This is a genomic window from Actinomyces graevenitzii C83 (assembly GCF_000239695.1).
GTDB classification, from domain to species: Bacteria; Actinomycetota; Actinomycetes; order Actinomycetales; family Actinomycetaceae; genus Actinomyces; species Actinomyces graevenitzii.
Genome location: NZ_JH470340.1, coordinates 44,311 through 70,692, shown reverse-complemented (window position 1 = coordinate 70,692; position 26,382 = coordinate 44,311). Strand labels below are relative to the sequence as shown.

21 protein-coding genes and 2 pseudogenes are annotated in these 26,382 nt (G+C 58.2%); 7 read left to right on the top strand and 16 right to left on the bottom strand.

Going from position 1 to position 26,382, the window contains the following annotated elements; translation table 11 throughout:
- The first annotated feature begins 59 nt into the window (after positions 1-59).
- Positions 60-1,037, top strand: a complete 978-nt coding sequence (locus HMPREF0045_RS09200; RefSeq protein ID WP_005987741.1) for a Bax inhibitor-1/YccA family protein — start codon at positions 60-62, stop codon at positions 1,035-1,037.
- Positions 1,038-1,262: 225 nt separating this feature from the next.
- On the opposite strand, the gene HMPREF0045_RS09845 is transcribed toward HMPREF0045_RS09200, so the two are convergent.
- Entirely contained in the window at positions 1,263-2,225 is a 963-nt protein-coding gene (locus HMPREF0045_RS09845; protein WP_005987740.1) for a glycosyltransferase family 2 protein, read from the bottom strand.
- Positions 2,226-2,334: 109 nt separating this feature from the next.
- Here HMPREF0045_RS09845 and HMPREF0045_RS09190 point away from each other — a divergent pair, with 109 nt between their 5' ends.
- Positions 2,335-3,276: a glycosyltransferase family 2 protein gene (locus HMPREF0045_RS09190; RefSeq protein ID WP_005987739.1), complete on the top strand. Its 942-nt coding sequence runs from the start codon at positions 2,335-2,337 to the stop codon at positions 3,274-3,276.
- A 105-nt stretch (positions 3,277-3,381) separates the two neighbouring features.
- On the opposite strand, the gene HMPREF0045_RS11165 is transcribed toward HMPREF0045_RS09190, so the two are convergent.
- Both HMPREF0045_RS11165 and HMPREF0045_RS11115 read right to left on the bottom strand, forming a co-directional pair.
- Complete coding sequence (locus tag HMPREF0045_RS11165) at positions 3,382-5,196, bottom strand: ABC transporter ATP-binding protein (RefSeq protein WP_081466845.1); 1,815 nt, start codon at positions 5,194-5,196, stop codon at positions 3,382-3,384.
- 118 nt (positions 5,197-5,314) lie between these two features.
- A pseudogene (locus tag HMPREF0045_RS11115) lies at positions 5,315-6,247 on the bottom strand (acyltransferase family protein); the annotation flags it as partial.
- A 124-nt stretch (positions 6,248-6,371) separates the two neighbouring features.
- Between HMPREF0045_RS11115 and HMPREF0045_RS09175 the strand changes: the two are divergent.
- Both HMPREF0045_RS09175 and HMPREF0045_RS09165 read left to right on the top strand, forming a co-directional pair.
- Positions 6,372-6,779: an FKBP-type peptidyl-prolyl cis-trans isomerase gene (locus tag HMPREF0045_RS09175; RefSeq protein ID WP_005987736.1), complete on the top strand. Its 408-nt coding sequence runs from the start codon at positions 6,372-6,374 to the stop codon at positions 6,777-6,779.
- 287 nt (positions 6,780-7,066) lie between these two features.
- Positions 7,067-8,270: pseudogene (locus HMPREF0045_RS09165) on the top strand (IS3 family transposase); the annotation flags it as partial.
- Between the two features lie 63 nt (positions 8,271-8,333).
- On the opposite strand, the gene HMPREF0045_RS09160 reads toward HMPREF0045_RS09165, so the two are convergent.
- From HMPREF0045_RS09160 to HMPREF0045_RS09100, 13 genes are all read right to left on the bottom strand, one after another.
- A complete protein-coding gene (locus HMPREF0045_RS09160; RefSeq protein WP_005987733.1) occupies positions 8,334-10,253 on the bottom strand; it encodes a tyrosine-protein kinase domain-containing protein in 1,920 nt (639 codons plus the stop codon).
- 121 nt (positions 10,254-10,374) lie between these two features.
- Positions 10,375-10,944: an arsenate-mycothiol transferase ArsC gene (locus HMPREF0045_RS09155; protein WP_005987732.1), complete on the bottom strand. Its 570-nt coding sequence runs from the start codon at positions 10,942-10,944 to the stop codon at positions 10,375-10,377.
- Entirely contained in the window at positions 10,941-11,228 is a 288-nt protein-coding gene (locus HMPREF0045_RS09150; protein WP_005987730.1) for a PqqD family protein, read from the bottom strand. Before HMPREF0045_RS09150 ends, HMPREF0045_RS09155 begins: the two co-directional genes overlap by 4 nt.
- A complete protein-coding gene (locus tag HMPREF0045_RS09145) occupies positions 11,225-12,103 on the bottom strand; it encodes a nucleotidyltransferase family protein (RefSeq protein ID WP_005987728.1) in 879 nt (292 codons plus the stop codon). The genes HMPREF0045_RS09150 and HMPREF0045_RS09145 overlap by 4 nt, the downstream gene beginning before the upstream one ends.
- Complete coding sequence (locus tag HMPREF0045_RS09140) at positions 12,100-12,861, bottom strand: type I 3-dehydroquinate dehydratase (RefSeq protein ID WP_005987726.1); 762 nt, start codon at positions 12,859-12,861, stop codon at positions 12,100-12,102. Before HMPREF0045_RS09140 ends, HMPREF0045_RS09145 begins: the two co-directional genes overlap by 4 nt.
- Positions 12,858-13,805 carry a Ppx/GppA phosphatase family protein gene (locus HMPREF0045_RS09135; RefSeq protein WP_005987724.1) on the bottom strand — a complete coding sequence of 316 codons (948 nt, stop codon included), beginning with the start codon at positions 13,803-13,805 and terminating at the stop codon, positions 12,858-12,860. The genes HMPREF0045_RS09140 and HMPREF0045_RS09135 overlap by 4 nt, the downstream gene beginning before the upstream one ends.
- Positions 13,805-14,314, bottom strand: a complete 510-nt coding sequence (locus HMPREF0045_RS09130; protein ID WP_005987722.1) for a DUF501 domain-containing protein — start codon at positions 14,312-14,314, stop codon at positions 13,805-13,807. Before HMPREF0045_RS09130 ends, HMPREF0045_RS09135 begins: the two co-directional genes overlap by 1 nt.
- An 11-nt stretch (positions 14,315-14,325) precedes the next feature.
- Entirely contained in the window at positions 14,326-14,955 is a 630-nt protein-coding gene (locus HMPREF0045_RS09125) for an FtsB family cell division protein (RefSeq protein WP_050807488.1), read from the bottom strand.
- Positions 14,956-15,055: 100 nt separating this feature from the next.
- A complete protein-coding gene (gene eno, locus HMPREF0045_RS09120) occupies positions 15,056-16,342 on the bottom strand; it encodes a phosphopyruvate hydratase (RefSeq protein ID WP_005987719.1) in 1,287 nt (428 codons plus the stop codon).
- Between the two features lie 96 nt (positions 16,343-16,438).
- The gene (locus HMPREF0045_RS09840) at positions 16,439-17,584 is read right to left on the bottom strand and encodes a glycosyltransferase (protein ID WP_005987717.1); all 1,146 of its coding nucleotides are present in this window, start codon (positions 17,582-17,584) and stop codon (positions 16,439-16,441) included.
- Positions 17,585-17,606: 22 nt separating this feature from the next.
- Positions 17,607-18,557, bottom strand: a complete 951-nt coding sequence (locus HMPREF0045_RS09110; RefSeq protein ID WP_005987716.1) for a hypothetical protein — start codon at positions 18,555-18,557, stop codon at positions 17,607-17,609.
- Between the two features lie 139 nt (positions 18,558-18,696).
- Positions 18,697-22,314, bottom strand: a complete 3,618-nt coding sequence (gene mfd, locus HMPREF0045_RS09105) for a transcription-repair coupling factor (protein ID WP_005987714.1) — start codon at positions 22,312-22,314, stop codon at positions 18,697-18,699.
- Between the two features lie 2 nt (positions 22,315-22,316).
- A complete protein-coding gene (locus HMPREF0045_RS09100) occupies positions 22,317-23,165 on the bottom strand; it encodes an alpha-1,2-fucosyltransferase (RefSeq protein WP_005987712.1) in 849 nt (282 codons plus the stop codon).
- A 148-nt stretch (positions 23,166-23,313) separates the two neighbouring features.
- Here HMPREF0045_RS09100 and HMPREF0045_RS09095 point away from each other — a divergent pair, with 148 nt between their 5' ends.
- The 3 genes from HMPREF0045_RS09095 (at position 23,314) to HMPREF0045_RS09085 (ending at position 26,340) form a co-directional block, all read left to right on the top strand.
- Positions 23,314-24,213, top strand: coding sequence for a glycosyltransferase family 2 protein (locus HMPREF0045_RS09095; RefSeq protein ID WP_005987710.1), 900 nt, complete (start codon positions 23,314-23,316; stop codon positions 24,211-24,213).
- Between the two features lie 82 nt (positions 24,214-24,295).
- Positions 24,296-25,309 carry a CgeB family protein gene (locus HMPREF0045_RS09090; protein WP_005987708.1) on the top strand — a complete coding sequence of 338 codons (1,014 nt, stop codon included), beginning with the start codon at positions 24,296-24,298 and terminating at the stop codon, positions 25,307-25,309.
- Positions 25,306-26,340 (top strand): hypothetical protein, encoded by a 1,035-nt coding sequence (locus tag HMPREF0045_RS09085; RefSeq protein WP_005987707.1) that lies wholly within the window; start codon positions 25,306-25,308, stop codon positions 26,338-26,340. Before HMPREF0045_RS09090 ends, HMPREF0045_RS09085 begins: the two co-directional genes overlap by 4 nt.
- The last annotated feature ends 42 nt before the right edge of the window (positions 26,341-26,382 follow it).

Genomic DNA, 26,382 nt, shown 5'->3' with positions numbered 1-26,382 from the left:
CTTAAATCTTCCCATTATGGCAGGCTGGGACCAGGAAAGAATGGAAGGAGATGGGGATAGTGTCCAACCCCGTATTCAGCTCCAACCCTGTATTCAAGCAGGGTGCGCAGCAAACCACCCCGGCCGGGTATCCGACCATGCCCGGCTACACCCCCGGCCACCCCAACCAGGGCGGCTATGGTGCCCCCTACGGCCAGAACGCTTATGGTCAAAATGCTTACGACCAGAATGCTTACGGCCAGACCGGTTACGCCGACCCCTACAGCCAGGCCCAGCTTGAGCAGCAGTACGCTGCTCCCGCCGCCTCCGCTGTAGAGACCGGGCGCATGACTTACGACGACGTCATTGTGCGTACCGCCGCCCTGCTGCTAACGGTAGTTATCACCGCTGCTTTTGGCTGGTACCTGGTGGTTAACGCCTATCAGGCCCAGAGCGCACAGGCCATGGGCACCGCCGTTATGGTCACCAGCACCGGCGCTGTTGGGGCGCTGATCTTCGGTCTTATCAACACCTTCAAGCGTGAGCCTTCACCGGTACTGATGTTCATCTATGCCCTAGCTGAAGGTCTAATGCTTGGTGGCTTCTCTGCCGCCGTCGAGATAACCCGCTACAGCGGCATTGTGCTGCAGGCTGTGCTGGGTACTTTGGCCACGTTCGTAGTAATGCTGTGCCTGTACAAGTTCGCTAACTTCCGTCTGCAGGGTAAGTTCCTCAAGATCTTCATGATTGCCCTGATCGGTTACGGCGCTTTCGCCATGGTTAACTTCCTGCTGCAGCTCACCGGCCTGGTGGGCGGCGAGTTTGGCCTGTACTCCATGACCGTTGCGGGCATCCCGCTGGGCCTGATCATTGGCCCCATTGCCGTGATTATGGCGGCTGTGTCCCTGGTGCTCGACTTCCAGAACACTGAGTCGCTGGTAAACGCCGGCGCTCCTCGCCGCTACGCCTGGACCTGCGCCTTCGGCCTGGTAGTGACCCTGGTGTGGCTCTACATTGAGATTCTGCGTCTGCTGGCTATCTTCAGCAGCGACGACTAAGCCAAATAGCGCTGCGCGCATTAAGCGCAGCAAACACACAGTGGGGGGCGTACCTAAAAGGTACGCCCCCCACTTGTTTTTATTAGCTTGCAGCTGCTGGGCACAGCCTACAGGCAGCTGGCAGCGCTCGCGGCTAAGAGAGTCCTTGGCCCGCGCTAGCGCAGCTAAGAAGCTTCTCAACGTCGCAGGCTTTCACGGGTGCTCGGCCTGCGCCAGCGCAGCTACCTATTTGACCTCTTCAATGCGGTTAGGGCCGGTGATGTCATAGGGACGGGCAAAAGGCCAAGCCGGTAGCTCATCTAAGGTGATTAGCTCACTGTCTGCCGACCAGTTTAGGTCCAGGGCCGGGTGCGGATTACCGTTTAGCAGATCCTGCCACAGCCCGGCGGCGTCCTGCGCCAGAGCAGTTTCAGTCTCATGCCACTGGCGCCCTAGGCGCCCCTCATGCTCAGCCAAACGCAACGCCAAAGAACCCTGCGTTGATTTACGTTCAATCTGCTCCAGCGAACGCCACGGCAAGTGAATTAGGCGCATACCGGCGTCGGTTTCACCAGGGCGGTCCACAAAGTGGTTACCCATAGAAATATTCATGCCCGGTAGCGTGGCCACAGCAGTTTTCGGCAGGCTCGCTGCCCGCTGATCAAGACGCCACACCCCGGCGGTTTCAGTGGGGATAGCGTTGTGTACAGCGGCGCGGAACTGCTTCTTGTCGCTCGCCCGCAGGTAGCTAGCTAGGGTAGCGCCCGGGGCGAACCACAGTTCGTCGGCGTCGAAAGGAATTACCCACTTAGCCCCATGATTGCGCGCCAACTTAGCCAAGGCCGTCATTTTTTCTGACTGATAGTAGGCCGCCAGGTTATCTTGCACCACCGTAACCGGGTATTCACTGGCCAGCTCAGCCAAAATCTGGGGGGTGTCATCGCTAGACATATTGTCAGCCACGATCACCCGGTCCACTTCCTGCTCCAGCAGGTGGGTGATGACGCGGCCAATGATGTCAGCCTCATCCTTAACCATGGTTACGGCCATAACCGCGCCTGGAGTCACCGGGAAGTCAGGCACCTGGCGAGAACTTAAAATTTCGCGTCGTTTATTTACCTGCTGAGTAGAAAAGCTACGTTTAATTGCTCGGTTCGCATAGCCGGCCCACACACGCGACTTATAGACGAATCTGCCATAGTCCAACATAGCGCCAACCTCTCAAGGGCTATAAGTGGGATGGAAACCAATCTATACTATCAACGGTATAGTCACGTTTTTCCTCGTGACACTTTCCCACCCCAACCTTAGGACGCTAATGTCACTACGCCAAGATCTGGGTCAGGCCAGCTGGGTTTGCAAGGATTTTATTAAGCATCGCAGCCTACCCGCGCAGATGCGGGCCATGAAACATATGCAGCTACCTAACTTGCCGCGTCGTCGTCGTAAAGAAGGCGAAGTTTGGGGCGTAACGCTAGTCAAAAACGAGGCAGATATCCTGCCCCTGGTCATTGAGCACCTATTTGCACAGGGCATCAGCCACATCATTGTTGGCGACAACATGTCCACCGATGACACCCCGGAAATTCTAGAAGAATTCGCCCTCAAAACCGGCCGTGTACACGTAGCCCGAGACCGCGAACCGGCACATATTCAGGCCGAAAAAATGACCTACATGTGCCATGCGGCTTGGCGGGCAGGGGCTGACTGGATTATTCCCTTCGACGGCGACGAGTTCTGGTTCGCCCCCGAAGGCAAGCTGGCAGACTATCTGCGCGCCCAAAGTGCAGACATGATTTACGCCGACTTTTTACACATGGTGCCCACCACGCCCGGCCCTAAGGACCTGATCAACGCCGAATTCATTGTGGACACTAAGCCCTCCTTCCCCGGTAAGGTGGCTGTGCGTTCACACCGCTGGCTAAAGATGGGCCCCGGCAACCACTATGCCCTGCGGGTAGGCGCCACCAGCCATGGCCTAAAGATCGCCCACGCCCAATACCGCTCCCCCGAGCAGGTAGCCCGCAAGGTACGTCAAGGTAGCGCCGCCACCGCCCTGACCGGCGAGGACCTAAGCTGGTTCTCCCCACACTGGGAGGCTGGCTCCAAGCTATCCAACGCCGAAATCCTTGAGGTTTGGGAAAACATCAGCCACGGGCGCCCCGATGAACGCATCCAGTTTGCTGCTAACGGCCCCATGCTTAAAGCCCATCCGCTGCGCTGGAAAACCTGGAACGAGTCAGGTGAACTAAACAGCTAATACGCGTTTGTGCCCCAGAAACTTCTGGGGCACAAACTTTTTTATGGCTGCGGCCAGCTAAGCAGCTGGCTTTATTTGGCTCTGATTCTAGGTTTTGCGCTGGTTTTAGGCCTGCTCTAGCGCCGCCAACTTAACCAGGTTACGGAAGCCCTCAGAGCGCTCCTGCAGCTCAATGAAGCTACCGATACCATCAACCACACCATTAGCCAGGAACACGATCTGATCCGCATTACGAATGGTGGACAGGCGGTGAGCCACAATAATCACGGTGATCTTGCCGCTTAGATTATCGATAGTTTCAGCGATTTCCGCTTCAGTCTCGTTATCTAGGGCGCTGGTGGCCTCATCCAAAATCAGCAGGTTAGGACGGCGATACAAGGCACGGGCAATACCCACACGCTGCAACTGCCCACCCGATAGGCGTCGGCCCTGCTCACCAAACTCAGACCAGATACCTTCAGGCTGGCTAGAAACAAATTCCCACAGGCGCGCGCCTTCCAAAGCTTCGCGCACCCGCTCGGGGTCAATGTCTTCGCGGCGCTGGTCGAAAGCAATATTCTCGGCAATAGTGCGGTCGGTAATAAACACGTTCTGAGGCACTACCCCAATGTTGGACTGCCAGCCGTAAATATTTTCACGCATGTCAGCGCCGTCAATCAGGATCTCACCGCTGGTGGGCACCTGCAGGCCCATCAGCAGATCCAGCAAAGTAGATTTACCGGCACCCGAGGAGCCCACAAAAGCAGCTTTAGTGCCAAAGGGAATACGCAAGTCCACACCCTTAAGCACCTCAGGGGCGTCGTCGTCATAACGGAAACGCACGTCACGCACCTCTAGCTCTTTACGCAGAACCAGCGGGGTGACCTCCTCACGGCTAACAATTTCCATGTTCTTAATCTGCGAGCGGGCCGCCAGCTTAGAGGCAATAAATTCGCGTGTAGCCGGCTCAGCCTGGCGGATAGTAGCCAAGGTGCCCAGCATACCGGCAGCAGTGGGTAGCACCCGGAAAGCCGCCGCTAGCAATACCGCCATAGAGGACAATAGCGACTGGCTGTCACCCACAAAAGCAGTAAAAGCAAACACGATGGCTAGTGCCAGCATGAATACAATTTCAATTAGCTGCTTAGGCAGCGAAGCAATGAAACCCTTTTGAATGCTAATGTCGCGCAGCTTAGCTGAAGCCTCATCAATACGTTCTAGATAGAAGTCGTAGGCGTTACGCAGCTGGGTTTCTTTAATGGTGCCAAAAGCGTCAAAACAAGCCCTGAACGAGCGCTCATTAGCGGCCACTTCTTCCGCGCCCAGACGCTCGTTTAGCGGGCGCACCTTACGCAGGAACAGCCAGCCAAACAGGCCGATAAACAGCGCCAAAATCGCGGTAGCCACCGGGGCAGCAATCAGCAGTGCCCCCACCACGCTGACAACCGCGAAAATCTGGGTAGCCAGCGTGATAGTGCCAAACAGGTAACCGCTATAAGCCATGGTCACGTTCTGACCAGACTTATTTAGAATTACCGCCAACCCTAAATAGGCGTGCTTAGAGTAAGGCAGACGCAGATAGTATTCGCTGATTTCAATAGCGCTCTTATAGCGCAGGTTAGAGGAAACCTTCAGGCTCCACCACTGCACCAAAATAGAGAGCAGGTCCTTAACGATGAAGCCGATAATAACCGCACCAGCTAAGGCAGCTACCAGCTCACCTTGGGTATTTACGTCCAGCAGTTTAGCGGCGTATCCGGCGGTTCCGCTACGCCACTGTCCCGTCATGGCCTGCGCCAGTGGCGCTACCAGCAGAATCGAGGCGGTGTCCGCCAGTGACACTAGTACCGTTCCCAGCATCATCCACACCAGTGCCGGGCGTTCCGGCTTGTCCACTAGCACGCCCAGGTTGTAGCGAATAATGCCCAGCCTTTGTTTCATTCTTCCCCTTATGTGCTGCCGCCCACGCACGAATACGACGCTGCGCAGGACGCTCAACTCCACGGTATAACAGTTCCGCCGCCGCCTGGCAGATAATCCAAAGCACGATTACAGTCGCCAGATTAACCAGCTTTGAACCATGCGGCCAGGGCAGCGGTTTGAGGTTTAGGAGCACTAATTCGTGCACCAGATAAAAAGCAAAAGACGTAATACCCATGTGCTCTAGCAGCTTCAGCCGCAGCACGCCGCGTACCCCATCCAAGTCAGCCTGCGCGCAGGCATAAATCAGCCAGGCAAAGGCGGGCACCATCAAAATGCCGCTAACCGTCGTCAACTGCCCGGTGCGCAGGCAAACCATCACCATCACAGCGGTGGTCACCCCCGCAAGACACACGCTCCTGAAAGGCAAGCGCACGCCGTCGCGCAAAGCCAAAGCCAAAGCAATACCGATAATGAATTCACCGATACGCACAATCGGCAAGTGGTAGGCGTAAACGTTAGACCCATTAGCTGCCAGCACCAGGCCGATACTCCAGGCCACACCCGCACCAGCGGCGGCAGCTAGGTAGCGCTGCCAGGGCTTAAGTGCGTTTAGCACACTGATCAGTAGCGGCGCACACAGGTAGAAGAAAGCCTCACAAGACAGCGACCAGCTAACTGCGTTTACCCCAAAAGCAATGTCATTAGGTGAGAACCAAGATTGCAGCAGCAGCGCGTTGGGAGGTACCGCAACCCAGGTCAGCGGCAGCGGCGTAGCCGGCAACAGCAACGCGATAACCATCATCACTAGGTGCGAGGGGTATACACGCGCTACACGCTTAATCCAAAATTGCTTAGCCTCCACACCGTTATAAATCGGGGTGGACCAGGTCAGTACAAAACCTGATAGCACAAAGAAAAACGCCACCCCAACATAGCCCACAGTAGATGTAGCTTTAAGCGGCATGCCTGGATAAATACGGCACAGGTGATACATGAATACACCTGATGCAGCAAAGAAACGTAGGCTCGTTAGCCTAGGTAAATTAACTATGCCGGTATTGGAAGCCACAAAGTATCCTCAGGAAAATGAAAAGCTTGTTGGGGAAACGAGCGCTATAAAAACGGGAACGCACCCATTCTACTTCAGGCGTAGAAACATACGTTGAGGCATTGGTTACCCTTAAACTTAAACCATGATTGCAACACCACTTCCTACCGTTTCCGGTAGCAAAGGCACCAAGCCCACCCTCACCTTCCCCGACGCTGAGGCCCCCGCTGACCTAGAGATTCAGGTTCTCGACGCCGGCGACGGCCAGATCGTTGAGCCCGGCGACACCATTGTGTGCAACTACCTGGGTCAGATCTGGGATGGACAGGTATTCGACAACTCCTTTGACCGTGGCCAGCCGCTGAGCTTCCAGATTGGCGTGGGCATGGTTATCCGTGGTTGGGACGAGGGCCTGGTAGGCCAGCGCGTGGGTTCACGCGTGCTGCTGTCCATCCCCTCCGAGCTAGGCTACGGCTCCCGTGGCGTGCCTCAGGCCGGCATTAAGGGCGGCGACACCCTAGTGTTCGTAACCGAAATCCTGGCAGTTCTCTGAGCTTTAGCGCTGAGCTTCACTGAGCTTTACAGGGATTCACTGAGCTTTACAGAGCTTTAGCAGGATAAACAAAAAGGCCCCGGCGGCATGAACTAGCCCCCGAAAGTTGGACTGAGAAATCAGACACCGACTAATGGGGAGTGTTTCTATGAGAGCACGAAGTTCTCTGTCAGAGGAACAACGAGAACAGCTCGTTGGCCTATTTGAGCAAGACTTGGGTTTTGCGGCTGCGGCAAGTCGGATTGGGGTCCGGCACGACCCGGCTCGTAGCCTGTATCGTCGCTGGTTTCTACATGGCAGGCTATCTCTTGTGGAGAAACCAACCAAGAAGCAATACTCCTTCGAGGTCAAACAGGAAGTGGTCGACCGTTTCCTCGCTGGCGAAACACGCATGGACCTGGCGAAGGAATTTAAGCTGTCCTCACCTCAACAGGTCAAAGGCTGGGTGAGTAAGTGGCGCAAAGGCGGTGATGAAGCGCTTAGGTCCAAACCGAAGGGACGACCGAAAGGCTCTGCGAAGCCTGCACTGTTGACCGAGGAAGACAGACTTCTGCGTGAAGTGGAGAAACTTCGGGCGGAAAATGCATACCTAAAAAAATTGCGGGACTTGAGGAACCAACGGCGAGGCTAAAGACCGAAGCCATCGTCATCCTCAAGTCAGAGCATCGACTCGATGATCTTTTGGAAGCCGCGGGCCTGGCCAGGTCGACGTACTTCTACCACCAGCAACGCCTGGACTGGCCAGACCTACATGCCGCGCTTAAGGACGTCATCAAGGCTATCTTTGAGCAGATGAAGCACCGCTATGGCTACCGTCGGGTCCACAGTGAACTACGTAAACGAGGCTGGGAGGTTAACCACAAGCTCGTCTACAAACTCATGGACCAGATGGGCTTGAAATCCAAGGTCAGGTCACGTAGGAAGTACAACTCGTACCAAGGCCAGACTAGCCACGTTGCCGAGAACCTCCTGGACCGCAACTTCACGCCAGAACAACCCAACACAGTGTGGGTTAGTGATGTCACCGAGTTTCGGGTGGCTGGCACGAAGGTCTATCTCTCACCGATCATGGATCTGGGCGACCGGAGCATTCTGGCACACGAGTTGTCGACATCCCCGTCAACGAAGTTCACGTCTACCTCGTTAAAGAATGCGATTACGTGGCATGAACCTGGTGAAGGGTTGATGGTGCACACTGACCAAGGGGTCCAGTACCAGCACTCCAGTTGGCGCCAGTTAATTGAGTCCGTTGGTGGTGTCCAGTCGATGTCGCGAAAGGGCAACTGCTACGACAACGCGGTGATGGAGAACTTCTTCGGTCATCTGAAGACCGAAATGTACTACGGCGAGTACTTCGCCAGTGTTGATGAGCTTTACCGGGCCGTAGATGATTACATCTTCTGGTACAACAACACCCGGCTTCAAAAACGATTCAAGGGCCTGACCCCGATGCAATATCGGAATCAGACCCTTGAGACCCTAACCACCTAGAATTAAACCAGTCCAACTTTCGGGGGCTAGTTCAGCAAGCCGGGGCCTTTGTTGTATTAGCTATCAGCCATTGCGACGCTCACGCAGCGAGCGGCGCGTGGGCACGCTAGCCTGCGGGGCACCAAAGGCGGCGGAGGTCTGCACGGCAGTTTCCTCACCCACCGGCTGGCTGATGGAGGCAGCTGGTGGAGGTACCGGCATACCGGTACCTACCGGGCTGGCAACAGCCTCAGTGGTGGCGGTGTCGTCACCTGAATCCTGTACGGAAGGCACGCTTACCGGCTCGGGGTTAACCACGGTGCTCACACGCGGGCTAGCCGCTGAGGTACGCGAGCTAACTGGAGACGAGGTAATGGTGGCGGCAGGTAGCTGAGCGGGTACCTGAGCCGGGGCCTCGCTGCGGGCAGCGCGGCGCGAGGAGCGGCGGTTGCTCTGCTTATCCTTAGGCAGAGGGTGGACCTCTTCCTCTTGGATGGAGACGATCTGGTTTTCGCGCTTGCGCTTGCGGTGACCAGGCAGCGGGATGAAGCCAAGCAGCTTACGCTTTTCGTCTTCTTCGTAGTAGTAGTAGTTCTGGCCGTAGCCACCGTAGCCGTAACCGTAGTAAACGCTACCGAGGTTACGACGTGAAGCACGGTTAAGCACTACACCCAGCAGACGGCCGTCAACCTGCTTGAAGATCTTGCCACACAGACGGGCCTGCTCCTTGTAGGTGCCACCCACCTCCATGACCAAGATGGCGCCGTCGGCCAGGGCCGAAAGCAAACCGGCGTCGGTAACCGGCAGTAGCGGCGGGGCGTCCATGATCACCATAGCGTCGTCCTTGAGGTAGTCCATCAAGGCCTTCATACGCTGGGAACCCAAAAGCTCTGAGGGGTTGGGAGGGATACGGCCAGCGGGCACAACACGCAAGTTGGGCTGACCCTCAATCTTCTGGGCGACGTCGGACAGCTGCATGTCACCAGCCAGGATCTGGGTTAGACCCACAGAACCGTCTAGGCCGAAGATCTTGTGCACCACGGGCTTACGCAAGTCGGTGTCGATTAGCACGGTGCGCTGACCGGAAGAAGCCAGCATCTGTGCCAACACGGCAGACATGGTGGACTTACCTTCACCAGGGTTAGCACTGGTCATAACGATTGCGCGCGGCGGGTTGTCAACATCCACGAAGCGCAGGTTGGTACGTAGGTGACGCAGGGCCTCAGCGGCCTGACCCAGACCGTCTACGTTCTGACGGCCCTTGGCGTTCAGTTCAGTGGACTTAGGCACAACCGCCAGTACAGAAGAACCCAGCAGCTCCTCAACATCGGAGTTGTGGCGTACACGGTTGTCCATCAGGCGGCGCATGAACACCACCAGGTAGCCAATCACCAGACCAGCCAGGGCACCCATGCCGCTGAGCTTGTAGAAGTCAGGGGAGCTAGGGGCGCTGGGGGCAACTGCCTGCAGGGTCTGGGTTACGCGGGTTTCGCGGTAGCTGTTGTCCGTAGTGGTTACGTTGGTGGTGCCATCCACGCTCTGGGTGGTGGTGGTTACCTGGGTACCATCAGGGTTAGTGGTGGTCTTGGTGGTGGGCTGCACGGTAGGCGCGTTAAGGGTGGTAATCGCGTTAGCCTCATCAGACACAGCCTTGATGCCGGCATTAGCGATGTCACGAGCGCGCTCCGGGGTGGAAGCAGTAGCGGTCAGAGTGAACAGACCAGGAACGGCGTCAGCACTACCACTAAGAGTTCCCTCCATGTTGGAGGTCTTGAGGGTCTTAGCCACGCGGTTAGCCACGTTCTGCGAACCAGCCAGGACTGCATACACGCTAGCTTTCTGACCAGAAATAGAGTTCTGGCTAAAAGCATCGGTACCGGGAACTACCACCATCGCCTGGGAAGTAGCGGTGTAGGTCCATGGCTGGGCGCTGGCATAGCCGAAACCACCGGCTAGACCCAATAGCACGCATAGGATTAAGAAACCCAGGTTGACCCGGGTCATCCTAACAAAGTCTTGGATTGTCACAGTGGGTTATTGCCCTTCTTCCGAGCGGCCTGGCGATGCCAGGGATCAGGTGGGGAACCTGAAAAATCTATATGTTAGTACGGTATCAACTAGGCCTTTAGCCGCGCGATAGTAGCGGCAGAATAGTGCGCAAGTACGCATCAATGGTATCGGCCGCCGCAGCCATAGCAGCATCCCCACGCCGATATGGGTCAGCTACATCGCGTCCGCCCCCAGCTGGCCCACGCACTGCGTGCAGTGCGCGCACTAGCTGATCAGTGTCATAGCTCAGCCAGGCGTCGTCACGCTGAAGCAAAGTGGCGGCGTCGGCTAGCTGCCCCAAAGTCCAGTAACGCTCAGCGTAGGCGGGAAAATCATCAAGCAAGGCCACGCGGTGCGAGTTAGCCATGGTCACCACTAGGCGTGAGCGACGCAAAATCCCTTCACGCATTTGGCGCGAACGCATAGCCAAGCAGTCTTCCAGGGCCACGCCACGCGCCACCGCCTGGGCCACCATGGGCGGGTCCATTTCGCGGCCAACCGTGCCCGGCACGCCGGCACTAAAAAAGGCCCAGCCGGCATCCAGACCCAGCATTTGGCGGGCGCGCACCTCAGCATAGGCGCTACGGCAAATGTTGGCGGTGCACACAAACAGCAACCGGGGCGAGGCCCCGTAACTGCCGCTCATCGGGCATCCTTCAGGTCCATGACTTCCTCCAGAAGTGCGCCAGCAATCAGTTGACTAATAAATTCGCTTACGTCTGCCTCAATTTGGTCAGCCGTAACGTTGAAATAGGGGGCAACCCGCTGGGCTACTTCATGCACATTCTCAGCCCCATCAGCGCCGATCCAAATGGCGCGGGCAGGGCCTTCTAGCCTGGAGATTTCGCCGTCGGGTAGTGGCGCCAAGTAAATGGCTTGCTCGGTGGGCTCATCGTAGTAACCCAGGCGCGAAGGGTGCAGGTAGGTCACAGTTTCCCCTTAATTTTTTCCATTCCTTCACGCAAAGCCGCCCGGTAGCGCTCCACATATTCTTGGCGCACTTCAGCCGGGGTGGGTTCGTGACCTAGCCGCATAGTTAGGTGGTCGGTGTTTACTAGCAGCGCCCGACCCACAATACGAGCTTTAGCCAGCGGGCCGTTGGCTGCTTTGAAGCGGGCTTTCCACTCGTCTAGGCGCCCGCCCTCACCGGTGGAGAACATCATCCACAGGTCGTGGGTGGGGTCTTGGCGGTATTGGTCTAGTTCTCCTAGCGCGGCGGCTAGCCCCACTTGGGCCCCTAGTTCCCGGGCTCGACGGCGCAGGTCCGCTTGGGCGCACTCGTCTAGGGTTGCCCACACTAGGGCGTAGTCGGGGTCTGACGCGCCTGAGGCGTTACGGGCTACGTGTAGCAGCAAAATTAGGCGCTGGTCGATTAGTGCGGGGGTAGCGCAGCGAACTCCACCGAGCATTTGGTGGATGCGCCGCGCCCAGAGGTTGTTAAAAGCTTTGGGGGCGGTAATCCCCGGGTAGCGCCGGTGCAGATCCACATATCCCCAGGTGGGGTGGAAGAAGGTGGCGGCGTGCTCAAAAGCAGAGCCGGTTTCAAATGAGGTGTTGTGACGCCAGCCGTGATCTAGCAGGGCTTTGACGTATATCTTTACTTGCTCCGGGCGCACCAACACATCGGCGTCGGTACTGTGGGTTAGGGCACGACCAATACTGGGGTGAACTGCCGGGCCTTTGATATGCAAAATATCCACGCCTGCGTCTTGCGCTAGGACCTGCAAGGCGGCGTGGGCTAAATGCGCGCGAATTCCGATGGGGATTCCAGCGGCCCGAGAGGAGGAGTCGAGGGGCTGGCTCATAGTTCTATAGTACTTGTCCCCGGGGTGTTTTCTAGCCAGGCTTTCACGTGGGCAATAGTTGCTTGTCCTGGGGCGCTAGCGGCACCGTCGGCGATTGTCGCAAAGGTCAGACAATTGACCAGGTCAGTGCGGCTTGGGGCGCCCAGCTGGCCCATTGAAATAGCAATTAGCGGCTGGTGGGGGTAGGCGCCAGCAAAGTCGTGGGCGGCATGTCGCAGCGCGGCCACGTCCTGGGCAGTGCGTGGCATGTAAGCCACTTTGGTGATATCCGCGCCAGCGGCAGTAATTTGCGCTAATTTTTCTGCAATCTGGGCCGCGCTGGGGGTGGCCGTAAAGTCGTGGCAGGAGCCGACGACGTCGTAGCCACCCGCTTTAGCCTCAGCTACCAGCGCCTTACTGGCAGGGCAGGCCATCTCTATGTCTACTGCGGCCACGGCCGGGCGCAACTGTAGCAAGCTAGCTAAATAATCCTCATAGCCCTGGCCGTGACCAGCGCCTTTACCGCCCTCCGTGGTTGAACGATAGGTCAGCAGCAGCGGCAGGCTGGAAGCCGCCCTCACCGCCGTCAGCGCTGCGCGTACCTGGGCGGGATCAGCTAGCAGGTCTGCGCGCAGTTCCGCAGCCCCTGCCCCCTGCTGCTGGGCCAGACGAGCCTGGCGGGCCTGGCCGCTAGGAGCGCCGTCAGTTAGTGCCGTAGCAATCACCAGTTGACGCTCTCTGCGCGCCGCCAGCAGCAGGGCAGCAAAGGGCTGGTTCATAGCTGCGAGAGGGCGATACCGTCGAGAATATCGTGCAGAGACACGTTAATGTGGCGCACCGGGTGATCGGTGTTAGCGGTATCAGCCGCCACGCGGGCCACCATTTCATCGCAGATCAGGGCGCCGGCGGCAATTACGCTGCGGCGTCCGGGGGCAATGAATTCCCACTGCTCTAACTGCTCAGGGGTGGCATGGATGATGGCGTCGCAGGAGCGGCGCATGTCCTCTACGGGCACCTGTGCCCCACCGATTTTTTGGCTGTCGAAATATTCCAGTCCCAGGGCGTGGGCGGTAACCGCAGTGATAGTGCCAGCCAGTCCCACCAGGGAGTGGGCAGCGCTGAAATCTACCTGCTCGGCAGCCGTATCCAGCATGGAACGCACAAACTCACGGGCGGCTGCTTCAGAGGCAGGGGTGACGCCTTCACTTAGGAAACGCTCGGTGACGCGCCCCGAACCCATGTTGGTAGAGATATAGGCGTCAGGGTATTGGGTGCCAAGGCTGAACTCGGTGGAACCGCCACCCAAATCCACTACCAGGCGCGGGTGGGTCATATCCACATTGCTGCCCACCTTAGAGCCCAGGAAGGCCAGGGCAGCTTCTTCTTCACCGCTGATTACTTCAGGTTCAAAACCCAAAATTGCCCAAACACCATTGACGAAAACGTCACGGTTGGCAGCGTCACGCGAGGCGGAGGTGGCCACAAACCGGGCCTGTTGCACCCCGTAATGCTCAAAACGCTCAGCGCAGGCACGGGTGAAGTCTAAGGTGCGCTCAATGGCCTCCTCATTTAGGCGCCCAGTGCGGTCTACCCCCACGCCTAGGCGCACAATCTCACCTGAGCGCTCCAGCTCGTTGATGATAATGCCCTGATCGGTAAGCTCATAGTCGCCGATCAGCAAACGGATAGTGTTGGTACCGCAGTCAATAGCAGCCAGGCGCATTATTTACCGTCCTTACAGTTGCAAACCTGCTTATCCCACAGGCCGCGTTCACGCATGGTTTCAATGGCAATGTCGCCGATGGGGTTTACCCCCGCACCGGCGGCTAGTGAGTGGCCCACTAGGGCGTGTAGGCATTTAACGCGGGTGGGCATACCACCTGCGGAAATACCGGCAATTTCGTCCACGTGACCAAGCTTTTCGCGCTCTGCCAGGTAGGCCTGGTGAGCTTGGGCGTAGGCGGCGGCCAGTTGCTCATCTTCAGCTAGACGCTGGTTTAGCTCATCCATGTAGTGGGTGGCTTCCAGGGCTGAGCAGCCATATACCGCCCCTGGCAGGGTCAGGTAGAAGGTGGTGGGGAAGGGAGAGCCATCGTCTAGACGCGGAGCGGTTTGCACCACCGCCGGGCGACCACACACGCAGCGCGCGGCAATGGCTACCACCCCGCGCGGGACGCGCCCCAGCTGTTGGCCTAGGGCTTCAATATCGGCCTGGGTAACTTCTGAACTCATTTGCTCTCGCTTTATGGGGTGGTGGTTACGGTAGGCGTGGGGCTAGTGGTTGGATCTAGCCAGCCGCGTTGGGAGGGTTCACGTTTCGCAGCCTTGGGGACTTTACCGGCTTCACGAGTGCTCTGGCGCAGGCGGTCATACCAGGGCTGGCTATTTTGGGGGGTGGAGCTGGTGGCGGTAGTTTCGCTAACTGAATCGGCGCCCACCACAATGTAGGTGGTCTCCCCCGGCATTACGTAGCCAAGGCGCCCACGTGCCTGGCTTTTTAGATAGTTGTTGTCTCGCCAGGCCTGCAGTTTGGCCTCCAGCTGGGCGTTTTCTTGCTTGGTGGCGCGCAGTTGGGAGCTAACTTCCTGATAGCGCTGATGCTGCACAAAGTAGGTGTGCAGGCTTTCAGCAATAAAGAATGTAGGCACTAGCAGGGCCATTAGCACTAATAGCATCCGCAGCGAAACTGGGGTGCGCCCGTCGTCGCGTTGCTGGGGTACCTGCGGGATTTCGCCAGTGCGGGGCGTTTGTAAACGGACCCTGGGCAGGCCTTCAGGGTGGGTGCGTGGGGCTGCCTCGCTGCCGGTAGCGTTTGACGTTCGCCTCTGGCGACGACGACGTGGGTCAGCTTGGGTAGGGCGACGGGGCTTCACACCTTTGATACTACCTGAGGGCTAGATACAAAGCGGGCGGGGTGCTTAAATGCACCCCGCCCGCTTAAGTCAGAGCTAGTTTAGCTCAGGACCTGCTTTATCAGGCCTTGAAGCGCGGGAAGGCGCTGGCGCCGGCGTATACGGCGTCCTCACCCAGGGACTCCTCGATACGCAGCAGCTGGTTGTACTTGTTGACACGCTCGCCACGGGCGGGAGCACCGGTCTTGATCTGGCCGGAGTTGGTGGCAACAGCCAGGTCGGCGATGGTGGTGTCCTCGGTCTCGCCGGAACGGTGAGAGGTCATGGTCTTGTAACCGTTGCGGTGGGCCATCTCCACGGCCTCCAGGGTCTCGGTTAGAGAACCGATCTGGTTTACCTTAACCAGCAGGGCGTTGGCGGCCTTGAGCTCGATGCCCTTGGCTAGACGCTCGGGGTTGGTTACGAAGAAGTCGTCACCAACGATCTGTACCTTGTCACCGATCTCGGCGGTCAGGGCCTTCCAGTCTTCCCACTCGTCTTCGCTTAGCGGGTCCTCGATGGAGACGATCGGGAAGTCCTTGATGAGCTGCTCGTAGTACTTGACCATGTAGTCGTTGTCGCGCTGCTCGCCCTCGAACTTGTAGGTCTTGGTCTCGTTGTCGAAGAACTCGGAGGAGGCAACGTCCATAGCCAGGGCAACGTCGGCGCCGGGCTTGTAGCCAGCCTTCTCGATGGCCTCAACGATCAGCTCTAGAGCCTCACGGTTGGAGTCTAGGTTGGGGGCGAAACCACCCTCGTCGCCTAGACCGGTGGACAGGCCACGCTCCTTGACGACCTTCTTCAGGGAGTGGTAGACCTCGGCACCCCAGCGCAGAGCCTCACGGAAGGAGGGAGCGCCGATGGGGGCAATCATGAACTCCTGGATGTCAACGTTGGAGTCAGCGTGAGAGCCACCGTTGAGGATGTTCATCATGGGGACGGGTAGGACGTGAGCGTTGGGGCCACCAATGTACTGGAACAGCTCCAGGCCAGCAGACTCGGCGGAGGCCTGAGCGGCAGCCAGGGACACACCCAGGATGGCGTTGGCGCCCAGCTTGCCCTTGTTGCGGGTGCCGTCTAGCTCAATCATTAGACGGTCTAGGCCGCGCTGGTCAGCGGCGTCGAAGCCGATAACCTCGGGGGCGATGATGTCGTTTACGTTAGCAACGGCCTTCTCTACACCCTTACCCTCGTAACGGCTCTTGTCGCCGTCGCGCAGTTCCACAGCCTCAAAAGCACCAGTGGAAGCGCCGGAGGGGACAGCCGCGCGGGCGAAGGAACCATCCTCAAGTAGGATTTCAACCTCTAGAGTGGGGTTGCCGCGGGAGTCTAGAATCTCGCGTGCATGTACGTTCTCGATGAGGGCCACGTGGTGCTCCTAAGTAATCGAAACAGGAATATTACGTGACCAAGTCTAGCTTGCCTAAGCTACCTGCGCGAGGGTATTAGTCCTGCAAAATGACCTTTAGGCTAGCCTCGCGAACAGTTCAAGCCAGTTATCGGTTACCGCAGCGGTACTAAAACGCTGCGCATAGGTCTGCGCCCGCAGCCCCACCGCCTCACGTTCGTCGTCGCACATAGCTTGACGCAAAGCCTGCGCAATGTCGTCTACCGTAAAGCCGCCAGCCAAGTAACCACCGTGCTCAGCCAACTCAATCGCGCCAGGTGAGCAGGGGGTAACTACTGAGGGCACCCCAGCCATGGCCGCCTCAACCACATTCAACCCCTGACCTTCATTGCCAGAAACTAAAGCGGATAGGCTAGCGCCACTAAAAGCTTTAGTTAAGTCATAGCAACTGCCAGGTAGGCTAACGCTGTCACTAAGGTGCAGATCAGCAACCAGAGCTTCGAGACTTTCGCGCGATGGACCTTCACCGTAAATAACCAGCTGCCAGCTTTCCTTTACCTGCCCCTGTACCTGCGCAAAAGCCTGAATTAACCGATCTAGGTGTTTAGCCTCATCCAGCCTGGACAAAACCACGATTTTATTGGTTTTTGGCGCCGTAGGCAGTTCAAAAGACCTAATCGAGTTAGGCATTGTCACCACCTGGCGCCCCAGGATCTGGGCGGTTTCACGCGTGTAAGGGTCAGCTAAACAGGTGAAAACATCTGCCGGCGCGGCCACCTGCGGATAGTCGGGAAAATGACGCATCCACTGCATTGAGGCATGGTTTTGATAAACCAGCAGCGGCCGCTTGGCGCCATTGGCTGCCCACACACCCCGACCAATAGCCTCAGTTAAGCATTTTTGGGTGTTGTACTTTAACGCGATTATGGCGGTATCCGGGCCGATTTTAGCCAGGTGGCGATCTAAACGCTTTAAACAGTATTTACGCCACGCCGGCGTGTATAGGCTCAGGGCTTTTAGCTTTATGCCCCCCGGCCCCGGAAAACGCTTCACCAGAGGGTTGTCGGTGGTGTACGCCTGGCCCGGGAACACCCGAAACACCTCGCCGGGCACGGGTAGCTGGCCCACCTCACGCCCTAAGGTCATATAGCTAACTGAAAGGCCGCGCCCGTTAAAGCCACGTGCCATTTCGTTTAGCGCAGAGGTAGTACCCCCTAGACCGCCCAGGTCAGAGGTAAATAAAACGACTTTATCAAGGCTCATGGTTAACTCCAGGAGCACTGCTCTAGTTAACGGCTGCGTCGGCGGCAATCTGATCTAGCCGCGAGCGCCAATCTAGATGTTCACGTGCCCAGGTGCGAATAGCGGTGAACTTTTCTTCGTCATACTGGGTTAGGGCGGCTTTGAGCTGCTCTAGGCCCTGCGCCACATCAGTGTCGCTGAGCTGCACTAATGCGAAAGATGGCAGAATTTCGCGGGCGGTAGGGGTGTCGGGAACCTGGCCGGCTACTAGGCAACCGTAGGCCAGTGAGTCAGTCCAGCGCGCAGTTACGTAATCCTTGGTGGGGTGGTTGTATTTGGCACGGGCGGTGCGGGTGCCGAAAGCTAGTACCGCTTTGGCTTGGCGGTAGGCGGTTTCCACAAAAGCCTGGTTGGCTTCATCGGTGTCGCCAAATGGGGGGCGACCAGCAAAGCTAACCCCAGCGTTGGCGGCGGCGCCGGCTACGGCGTCGTCGTCATCCCACACCTGGGGCTGACGGCCTACACGCTGCAATTCCACCTGCTTATCAGCCCAGCTCGCCTGGGCTCCGGCAACATCAGCACCCCAGGGAAGTACCCCGACCGGGCAGGGCACTGCCGCCGCCCACATGTCTAGATCCTGCTGGTCAGTGACGTAGAGGTGGTCGTACCAGCCACGTGAGCGGGCCACGCGGGGGATGCGCGCCTCCCAGAAGCTGTCGATCACCCAGCCGGCCACATAGCTGTAGTGGCGGCGCACTCCGGAGCGTAAAACTGCGTTGAGGTGATCACCAATAGAGGCGATAACCAGCAGTTTTTGTTCTCCACGTGGGCGTGGCGGCGGCAGCAGGGTGGCTAGTTTGCCTAACCGCCCAGCGGGCAGGGATTCGGCTGGGATTTTGATTAGGCGGCCGCCAAGGTGCTCGGCAGCGATCTCAGCGAGTTTTAAAACCGGGCCCCAGCCACGTCCGCCAGGCAGAATTACCGCAACATCCATAACCTGTAATTTACCTGCAAACTTCCTGGGTGTACACGCAAGAGCGCGGCCGTTTTGCATCCGCGCAGTGCGGGCGGGTCAGCTGCGTGGGTGCGGGCAAGGCGCCGGCGCGTTTGGCGCGCGATGGGCGCTGGCGCACTTAGCGGCTGCGGTATTTGGTGGCTTCGGTTTCGTATTCAGCCTCGCCGGCTACAACCGCATGCAAGAACACCTGCGCCCAGCGCAGCAGCTCGGTGGCACTTAAAGTTTCACGGCGCAAACCGCGCGTGCCCGGGGCGGGCACCACCAGGGTGCGAGTGGCTGGCTTAATGACTGTGCCCGGGTAGAGGCGCTTGACGCGCATCGCCCCCGACTCAGGCAGGGCCACCGGCGCGAAACGGATAGATTTACCCTGCGCCACAATCTCATACACCCCCAAGCTGGCTGCATATACGCGCAGGCGGGCCAGCTGCGCCAGGTTTTGGGTGGGCTCAGGCACCGGGCCGTAACGGTCAGCTAGTTCCGCCAGGACGTCGTCGACGTCGCTATCAGACTTAGCCGCCGCCATCTTTGCGTAAGCCTCCAAACGCAAGCGCTCATGGGGCAGGTAGTCCTCAGGAATATTGGCGTCAATGGGCAGCTCCACCTTCAAGTCAGGCTCAGCTGCCTCCTCATCTTCACCTAGGCCCACGCCGCGCTTATAGGCTTCCACCGCGTCACCCACCATGCGCAGATACAGGTCAAAGCCAACCCCGGCGATATGCCCGGACTGCTCCCCGCCCAGCAGGTTACCGGCGCCGCGAATTTCTAGATCCTTCATGGCCACCTGCATACCCGCACCCAAATCAGTGTTGTTAGCAATGGTGCGCAGACGCTGGTGGGCAGTTTCGGTAAGGGGCTTGTCACCCGGGTATAGGAAGTAGGCGTAAGCCCGTTCCCGGCCACGCCCCACCCGGCCACGCAGCTGATGCAGCTGGCTTAGCCCCATACGGTCGGCGCGGTCCACAATCAAAGTGTTGGCGTTAGACACGTCCAGGCCGGTTTCCACAATGGTGGTGCACACCAGCACATCAATTTCACGCTTCCAGAAGGCGTCAATTACCTTCTCTAGGCGGTGCTCACTCATCTGCCCGTGGGCGGTGGCGATATTGGCTTCAGGTACCAGTTCAGTTAGACGCGCAGCCACCGCATCAATGTCTTCAACCTTGTTGTGCACATAGAACACCTGCCCCTCACGCAGCAGCTCACGCCTGATGGCGGCGCCCACCTGCTTAGTCTCATAGGGGCCCACATAGGTCAAAATCGGGTGGCGATCCTCCGGCGGGGTGGCCAGGGTGGACATTTCCCGCAGCCCGCTAACCGCCATTTCCAGCGTGCGCGGGATGGGGGTGGCGGACATGGACAGCACATCCACATCTGTGCGCATAGCTTTGAGGGCTTCTTTATGCTCCACCCCGAAGCGCTGCTCCTCATCGATAATTACCAGCCCCAGGTCTTTAAATTTAACTGAGCCGGTCAGTAAGCGGTGGGTGCCTACGACGACGTCGATACGCCCCTGCTCAAGGTCACGCAGCACCTGCTGGCTTTCTTTAGCGCTTTGGAAACGCGACAGCTGCGCCACGGTCACCGGGAAACCAGCAAAACGCTCCGTGAAAGTTTCTGCGTGCTGAGACACCAGCAGCGTGGTGGGCACCAGCACCGCCACCTGCTTACCATCCTGGACAGCTTTAAAGGCTGCCCGCACCGCGATCTCAGTTTTGCCGTAACCCACATCCCCACAGATCAGGCGATCCATAGGGGCGCTCTTTTCCATATCAGCTTTAACCTCATCAATGGTGACCAGCTGATCAGGGGTTTCAGTGTAGGCAAAAGACTGCTCTAGCTCCGCCTGCCAAGGGGTGTCAGGGCTAAAAGCGTGGCCCTTAGCGGCCTGGCGGGCCGCATACAGGCGCACCAGCTCCCCGGCGATTTCACGCACCGCCTTGCGAGCTTTAGCCTTAGTTTTTTGCCAGTCGGCGCCACCCATCTTGCTCAGCGCCGGGGCGTCACCACCCACATATTTACTAACCGCATCAAGCGAGTCAGTAGGCACCATGAGCCGGTCAGCAGGCTGGCCACGCTTAGAAGGCGCATACTCAATCACCAAATATTCGCGGCTAGAGTTACGGTTTCCGGGCACCGGGCGGCGCGTTAGCTCTACAAAACGCCCCACCCCATGGTGCGAGTGCACCACCAAATCACCCGGATGCAGCGATAGGGGGTCAACGCTACGCTTTGAACGCCGCGCCGGCACCGCCTTAGGTGCGCGCGGAGAAGCACTAGCTCGCCCCGTGATCTGCGACTGGCCAATAAAAGCAAATTTTTGGGAAGGAATCAGGAAAGACTGATAGGCCGAAGCAGGCAAAATCCGCACCACGCCGTCGCCACTACCGTCACTAGCACCCAGATCCGCAGCCTCATCCAAATCAGCCACAATGCGGGCAGGAATATCTCCCTCACCCAAAACCTCAGCCAAACGGCGCGCCGGGCCCGGACCATCAGCGCTAATAACTACCCGCCAACCAGCCTTAGCCTGCTGACCCACCTGCCGGGCAGCCGCCTCAAAACCGCCGCCATAGCCGGGCACCTCAGTAATAGGCAAACTAGGCATATCCGGGGCGCTAGCAAAGGCATTAAACGACCACCATCCCAGGCCATTAGCCAAGCTCAACTGGCGCACATCCGCCAAATGCGCAAAAGCCGCCGCCGACAAATCCACCGGCACCTGCCCACCCGAAGCCGCACTAGTCCAGGCCGCCGCTAAAAACTCCTGGGTGGTAGCCACCAAATCCTCAGCGCGACGACGCACCCGCTCAGGCTCACTAATCACAGTCAGGCGCTGGCCAGTCAACTCCAGCAGCGGCACCATCTTGTCCACCAGCACCGGCGCCAGGGACTCCATACCCTCAACGTAAATACCCTCAGCTAGTTTTTCCAGCAAATCTGCCGCACCCGGGATCTTAGTGACCAGGGCGGCGGCGCGCTCGCGGACGACGTCGTTAAGCAGCAGCTCCCGGCAGGCGGTAACCACCACGGGGGCTTTTAAAACCTCAATTGAGCGCTGATCTGAAACCGCGAAGGAGGAAATTTCATCAATCTCATCCCCGAAATAGTCCACACGCACCGGGCGCGGGCAGGTGGGTGGGAAAACATCCAAAATACCGCCGCGCACCGCAAACTCGCCGCGATTTTCCACCATATCCACGCGGGTGTAAGCCATTTTCACCAGGCGCTCGGTGGCCGCCTCCAAGGGTAGCTCCGCGCCAGCGCTCAAGGTGAGCGGCTCAATTTCACCCAGCCCCGCGATTACCGGCGCCAGCAGCGCCCGCACCGGCACCACCAGCACGCCGATAGCGCCCTCTTCACTGTGGGCTAGGCGGCGTAGCACGGCCAGGCGCGCGGCCACAGTGTCAGCCCTGGGCGACAAGCGCTCATGGGGCAGGGTTTCCCAAGCCGGCAGCATCTCTACTGCCTCATCGGGCAGGTAGCAGCGTAGCGCCGCCACCATTTCTTCAGCTTCACGGGTGGTTGCGCACACCACCAGCAGCGGGTGATTTACTTGCGGCCTGACGGCGTCTAAACCCGCCTTACCCATAGCCATTGCAGCCAGTAGGGCCGGGCGCACCCCGGGCACAACCGCCGCCGTGTAGTCGGTACGTACACGTGAACTGGCCAGGTCAATGACCTGTGAAACCGCAGAATTTTGAGCTAAAACATCGAGCAGGGCCTTCAGACGCACGCTCAGGATTCTAGTCGACCCGGATAGTTTTGCCAGCCGCCGTCAATTTCATGAATAAAGTTCCAGCGCGGATCACGCCACAGCTCACTAGCGGTGGGCACGTCCCCCTGGTGGAAGGCGGGGGCCACAATGTTTTCCAGCTGCGCGCCCAGCACCTGAGCAATAAAGGCGCCCCAGTAGGAGAAAGTGGAGTTAGCCAGGATCAGCCGCTTAGCGCAGGCCAGCACCGCCAGGTCATCAAACATGTCGCGGCGGTTCTCATTAACCACAAACTCTAGCTGCGGGGCCAGGTGGGTAAGGTTGTCAACACACCAGGGCACATTGTCACTAACTAGCACCACGCGCCCCACCGGCCCTAAAGCTAATTGTTTAGCTAGTGCCTGGCGCACATATTCCACAATGTTAATGCCAAATTCTGGTTCAAAACGACTGTTGTAATAGTCGCCGCGACGCACGTTAATAACTAAGTCATCATCACGCACAAAAGCCTGGGCGCGCTCTAGGCTCTGTTTAAAACCGTCAGAGGTTAGCAGCACGTCTTTAATAAAGCGGGCGCGCTCTTGCGGAGTGTAGTCCACCCCCTGAGCTGCCCCCATATAGGTGGCGCGGCGGTCAGTAAAGCGTATCTGGTCTGAGGTGATTGACAGCTTACGCAACCCCGGGAACATCTCCAACCAAGCGTCCTGGTTAGGGAAATAAAGCACCTTAGAAATTAAACCCTTATCTAAAGTACGCGAATATGCCAGCTGCCACTTGAACAGGTTATTGCCACCATTAAAACCGATGGCAGTTAATATGACTTCGCGCTTGCCGCGTCGCACCAAAGACAAAGCCTTAGCTTTAAATGTCATAATCTTTTAGCTCCTAAACCGCGCTTTATTAATGCAGCTCACAGCGACACACTGCACACCATATATTTAACTTACCTAGCAACCATCATATATATCCCACAGGCTTACAAGCTAGACTGGGGTAACCAACGAGTAAAAGGACCCAGCCATGCCCGCTTGCGCGCTCAGTGTGGTAATCCCCTTCTACGGGGACCCAGCTGCCACCCTTCCCTTGCTAGAGCAGCTAAAAGCACAAGTAGACGCCCCTGATTTCGAGGTAATCGTTAGTGACGATTGCTCTCCCGAGCCTTTCCCGGATGCGCCCGGGGTTAAAGTAATTCGTCGTCAGACAAATGGCGGCTTCGGTAGCGCCGTGAGCACCGGTATTGCCGCCGCCACCGGCACTTACGTGCTAATCCTTAACTCCGACGTCGAGCTAGAACCCAACTTCTTAGGCAACTATTACCGCGCCGCCCTGCCCTGGATGCCGGCCATCGTGACCCCTGCCGTGATTAATGAGGTAGGTGCCACGCACTGGAATGGCCGCCACTTCCCCAATGCCCTACACCAGGGTATTGAATGGCTCACTCCCCTGGCCCGGGTGCGTCACCTGCCAGTGCTCCATGAGCTGGTAGGACACGACACTCTGGCCGACAATACCCACACTGAAGTGGCCGATTGGGTGGTGGGCGCAGCCATGCTGCTGCCGCGTCAGGCCTTTGCAGCAGTAGGCGGTTTTGACTCACGCTTCCACATGAATAGTGAAGAAGTTGACCTGCAGTTGCGCCTGCGTCAGCTAGGGTTACCTTCGGTAGTGCTCAGCCAGCCCACCTTGGTGCATGCTGGCGGCGGTTCCTCAGCTTCCGATAAGCGCCGGCAGTGGCTGGTTGACTCGCGTTTCATTTACGCCGACAAGTGGCATGGCCCCAGCGGTGTAAAGCGCCTGCGCGCCACCCTAAAAACTGCCTCGTATATCAATTTTGCTTGGAACCTGACCCGTCAGATGCGCGGCGTAGATGTGGCTGCCCGCGAGCGCCTAGCTACCGAATTGGCGTTTTTGCCAGCCTAAAACCACCCCAAACTCCCTTACAAGCTAGTAACTTAACTAGTACCCAAATGAATTACCCAACGCATGCCGATCGGTCCCAAGCATGAGTAAAAAACTGTTATTGGTTAGCCCTGTGTTCCACGGCTACTGGCAGGGCATAGCCCAGGCTTTTAAGCAGCGCGGTTACACCGTGTTGCCCTACTGCTATGACCGTTTAGAGAATGCGGTGCACCGCGTGGAGCATAAGCTCAAAATTGAATTGGCTGACCGGCGCGATCCACATGGTTTGCCCGGTTCGCGTTTGCACGCCCAGCAGGTTACTGCCCGCTGTGCACAGTTGGTGCGTTCGTCTCGCCCTGACGTGGTGGTCACCATTAAGGGCGACATTTTGCAGGCTGATTACTGGCAGTCTATTGAGGAAGTTGGGGCCAAGCGCATTACTTGGTTCTACGATGAGCTGCGACGCATGAATGTGGATGAAGCGGGTTTGCAGATGCGTGGTCCGATCGCCACGTATTCTGCGATCGACGCCGCCGCTATGGCTGAGCGCGGTTTGGATGCGTTCTATTTGCCACTGGCTTTTGATTCCAGCTTGCCCTTTAGCCCGGTAGCTAGCGACGCCGTCGTTTTTGTGGGGGCCCGTTACGGCCAGCGTGAGCCGATGCTGCGGGCTTTATACCAGGCGGGCGTGGACGTTAAGGCTTATGGACGAGCTTGGTCTAAGCACTGGTGGGATCGGGCCCGCACCTGGTCTTGGCACCGCCCGGCGATCCCTAGCGGGCGCGACTTGGACCGTTCGCATGCCTATGGGGTGATGGCCGGGGCGCGCGCCTCGCTAAACCTGCATGGGGATCAAGACGGTTTCACTATGCGCACGTTTGAGGCTTGCGGTGTGGGCGGTTTGCAGATCATTGATCGCGACGACGTCGACAGCCTCTATGATCCGGGCAGTGAGCTGCTGGTTTTCCACTCCACCCAAGAGCTGGTGGAACTGGCTGAGCGCGCCGGGGCTGAGCCGCAGTGGGCGCAGGCCATTGCCCAGGCGGGCCGTAAACGTACTTTGGCTGAGCATACTTTTGCTCACCGCGTGCAGGCTTTGGAGGCGCGCTGGCAATGATTATTCCTGAAGATGGCCTAGTTTTCGCCACTGATCTGGAGGCTTGGCAGGCTTGGTTGGCTAGCCGCAACCGGGTGCGGCAGCTGAAAACTGCTGTGCGCGAGCGGGTTTCAACGCCGGCGCCGGTGGATATTGTGGTGGCTTTGCGCAGCCAGCCGCGTGCCCTGGCGGTGTTGGAGGCGGCTTCTCCTTCTCACCTAGATGCCTATGAGCGCCCGGCGCTGATGCTAGACGAGGTGGCGATTGCTTTTCCGCGCGCCTTGTCCGAGCGCTATGAGGGCGGTAACTGGCAGCTGGTGGATTGGGCGCAGGCTGCTGATTCACAGCTGCTAGCTAAGGTGGAGCGGGTACTGGCTCCCGGGCATTATTTGGGGGTTAGTGCCGAGGTTTATGCTTGGGCCCGCGCACGCGACATTGAGTTTTTGGTTGAGCAGCACGGCCTGCTTACTCCGTTTATGGCGCCGCTAGCTGCGGGGGCGCGGGCTTTGGTGTGGTCCCAGGCCGACGGCGAATTTTGGGCTAGTTCTCGCGCTGACGTCAGCTGGCAGGTGGTGGGCAGCCAGCTGCTATTTAACGCCGCTTTGCAGCCGCGCATTAAGGTTTGCGCCACGGAGCGGCCACTGTTTTTAGGCCAGCTGCATGGGGCTGAGATTGGCCGCAGCTATATGGCTCAGGTAAGCGAGCGTTTTTGCCGCGACACCGGGGCAATTTACCGGCCGCACCCTTCTGAAAAAGATAAAGCTTCACGTTTAATTCACGCCTATTGGCGTAGGCGCGGAATTGAATTTGATCCGGGCACTAGCCCACTGTTTGAAACCAACCGTCCGGTAGTTTCGGTGTTTTCCACCGGCACCTTGGAGGCGGCCGCGCGCGGCATTCCTGCCTGGGTGTATGCACCTAACGCCCCCAGCTGGGTGCACGCTTTCCATAGCCGCTATGGCCTGTCGCGTTGGTCTGATATTCCTACGGTTGCTCCCCAGGCGCCAGCCCTTGAACCGGCCACGGCAATCGCCCAGATTCTGGCGGCTTAAGCCAGTACGTGAATCCTCGCACGCCCGGTGACTGGCTGGCGT

What these genes read in the sequence shown, in the direction of transcription:
- HMPREF0045_RS09845 (WP_005987740.1), bottom strand. Translation starts at nt 2,225, where the DNA reads ATGTTGGACTATGGCAGATTCGTCTATAAGTCGCGTGTGTGGGCCGGC.
- HMPREF0045_RS09190 (WP_005987739.1), top strand. Translation starts at nt 2,335, where the DNA reads ATGTCACTACGCCAAGATCTGGGTCAGGCCAGCTGGGTTTGCAAGGAT.
- HMPREF0045_RS11165 (WP_081466845.1), bottom strand. Translation starts at nt 5,196, where the DNA reads ATGAAACAAAGGCTGGGCATTATTCGCTACAACCTGGGCGTGCTAGTG.
- HMPREF0045_RS09175 (WP_005987736.1), top strand. Translation starts at nt 6,372, where the DNA reads ATGATTGCAACACCACTTCCTACCGTTTCCGGTAGCAAAGGCACCAAG.
- HMPREF0045_RS09160 (WP_005987733.1), bottom strand. Translation starts at nt 10,253, where the DNA reads ATGACCCGGGTCAACCTGGGTTTCTTAATCCTATGCGTGCTATTGGGT.
- HMPREF0045_RS09155 (WP_005987732.1), bottom strand. Translation starts at nt 10,944, where the DNA reads ATGAGCGGCAGTTACGGGGCCTCGCCCCGGTTGCTGTTTGTGTGCACC.
- HMPREF0045_RS09145 (WP_005987728.1), bottom strand. Translation starts at nt 12,103, where the DNA reads ATGAGCCAGCCCCTCGACTCCTCCTCTCGGGCCGCTGGAATCCCCATC.
- HMPREF0045_RS09140 (WP_005987726.1), bottom strand. Translation starts at nt 12,861, where the DNA reads ATGAACCAGCCCTTTGCTGCCCTGCTGCTGGCGGCGCGCAGAGAGCGT.
- HMPREF0045_RS09135 (WP_005987724.1), bottom strand. Translation starts at nt 13,805, where the DNA reads ATGCGCCTGGCTGCTATTGACTGCGGTACCAACACTATCCGTTTGCTG.
- HMPREF0045_RS09130 (WP_005987722.1), bottom strand. Translation starts at nt 14,314, where the DNA reads ATGAGTTCAGAAGTTACCCAGGCCGATATTGAAGCCCTAGGCCAACAG.
- HMPREF0045_RS09840 (WP_005987717.1), bottom strand. Translation starts at nt 17,584, where the DNA reads ATGAGCCTTGATAAAGTCGTTTTATTTACCTCTGACCTGGGCGGTCTA.
- HMPREF0045_RS09110 (WP_005987716.1), bottom strand. Translation starts at nt 18,557, where the DNA reads ATGGATGTTGCGGTAATTCTGCCTGGCGGACGTGGCTGGGGCCCGGTT.
- HMPREF0045_RS09100 (WP_005987712.1), bottom strand. Translation starts at nt 23,165, where the DNA reads ATGACATTTAAAGCTAAGGCTTTGTCTTTGGTGCGACGCGGCAAGCGC.
- HMPREF0045_RS09095 (WP_005987710.1), top strand. Translation starts at nt 23,314, where the DNA reads ATGCCCGCTTGCGCGCTCAGTGTGGTAATCCCCTTCTACGGGGACCCA.
- HMPREF0045_RS09090 (WP_005987708.1), top strand. Translation starts at nt 24,296, where the DNA reads ATGAGTAAAAAACTGTTATTGGTTAGCCCTGTGTTCCACGGCTACTGG.
- HMPREF0045_RS09085 (WP_005987707.1), top strand. Translation starts at nt 25,306, where the DNA reads ATGATTATTCCTGAAGATGGCCTAGTTTTCGCCACTGATCTGGAGGCT.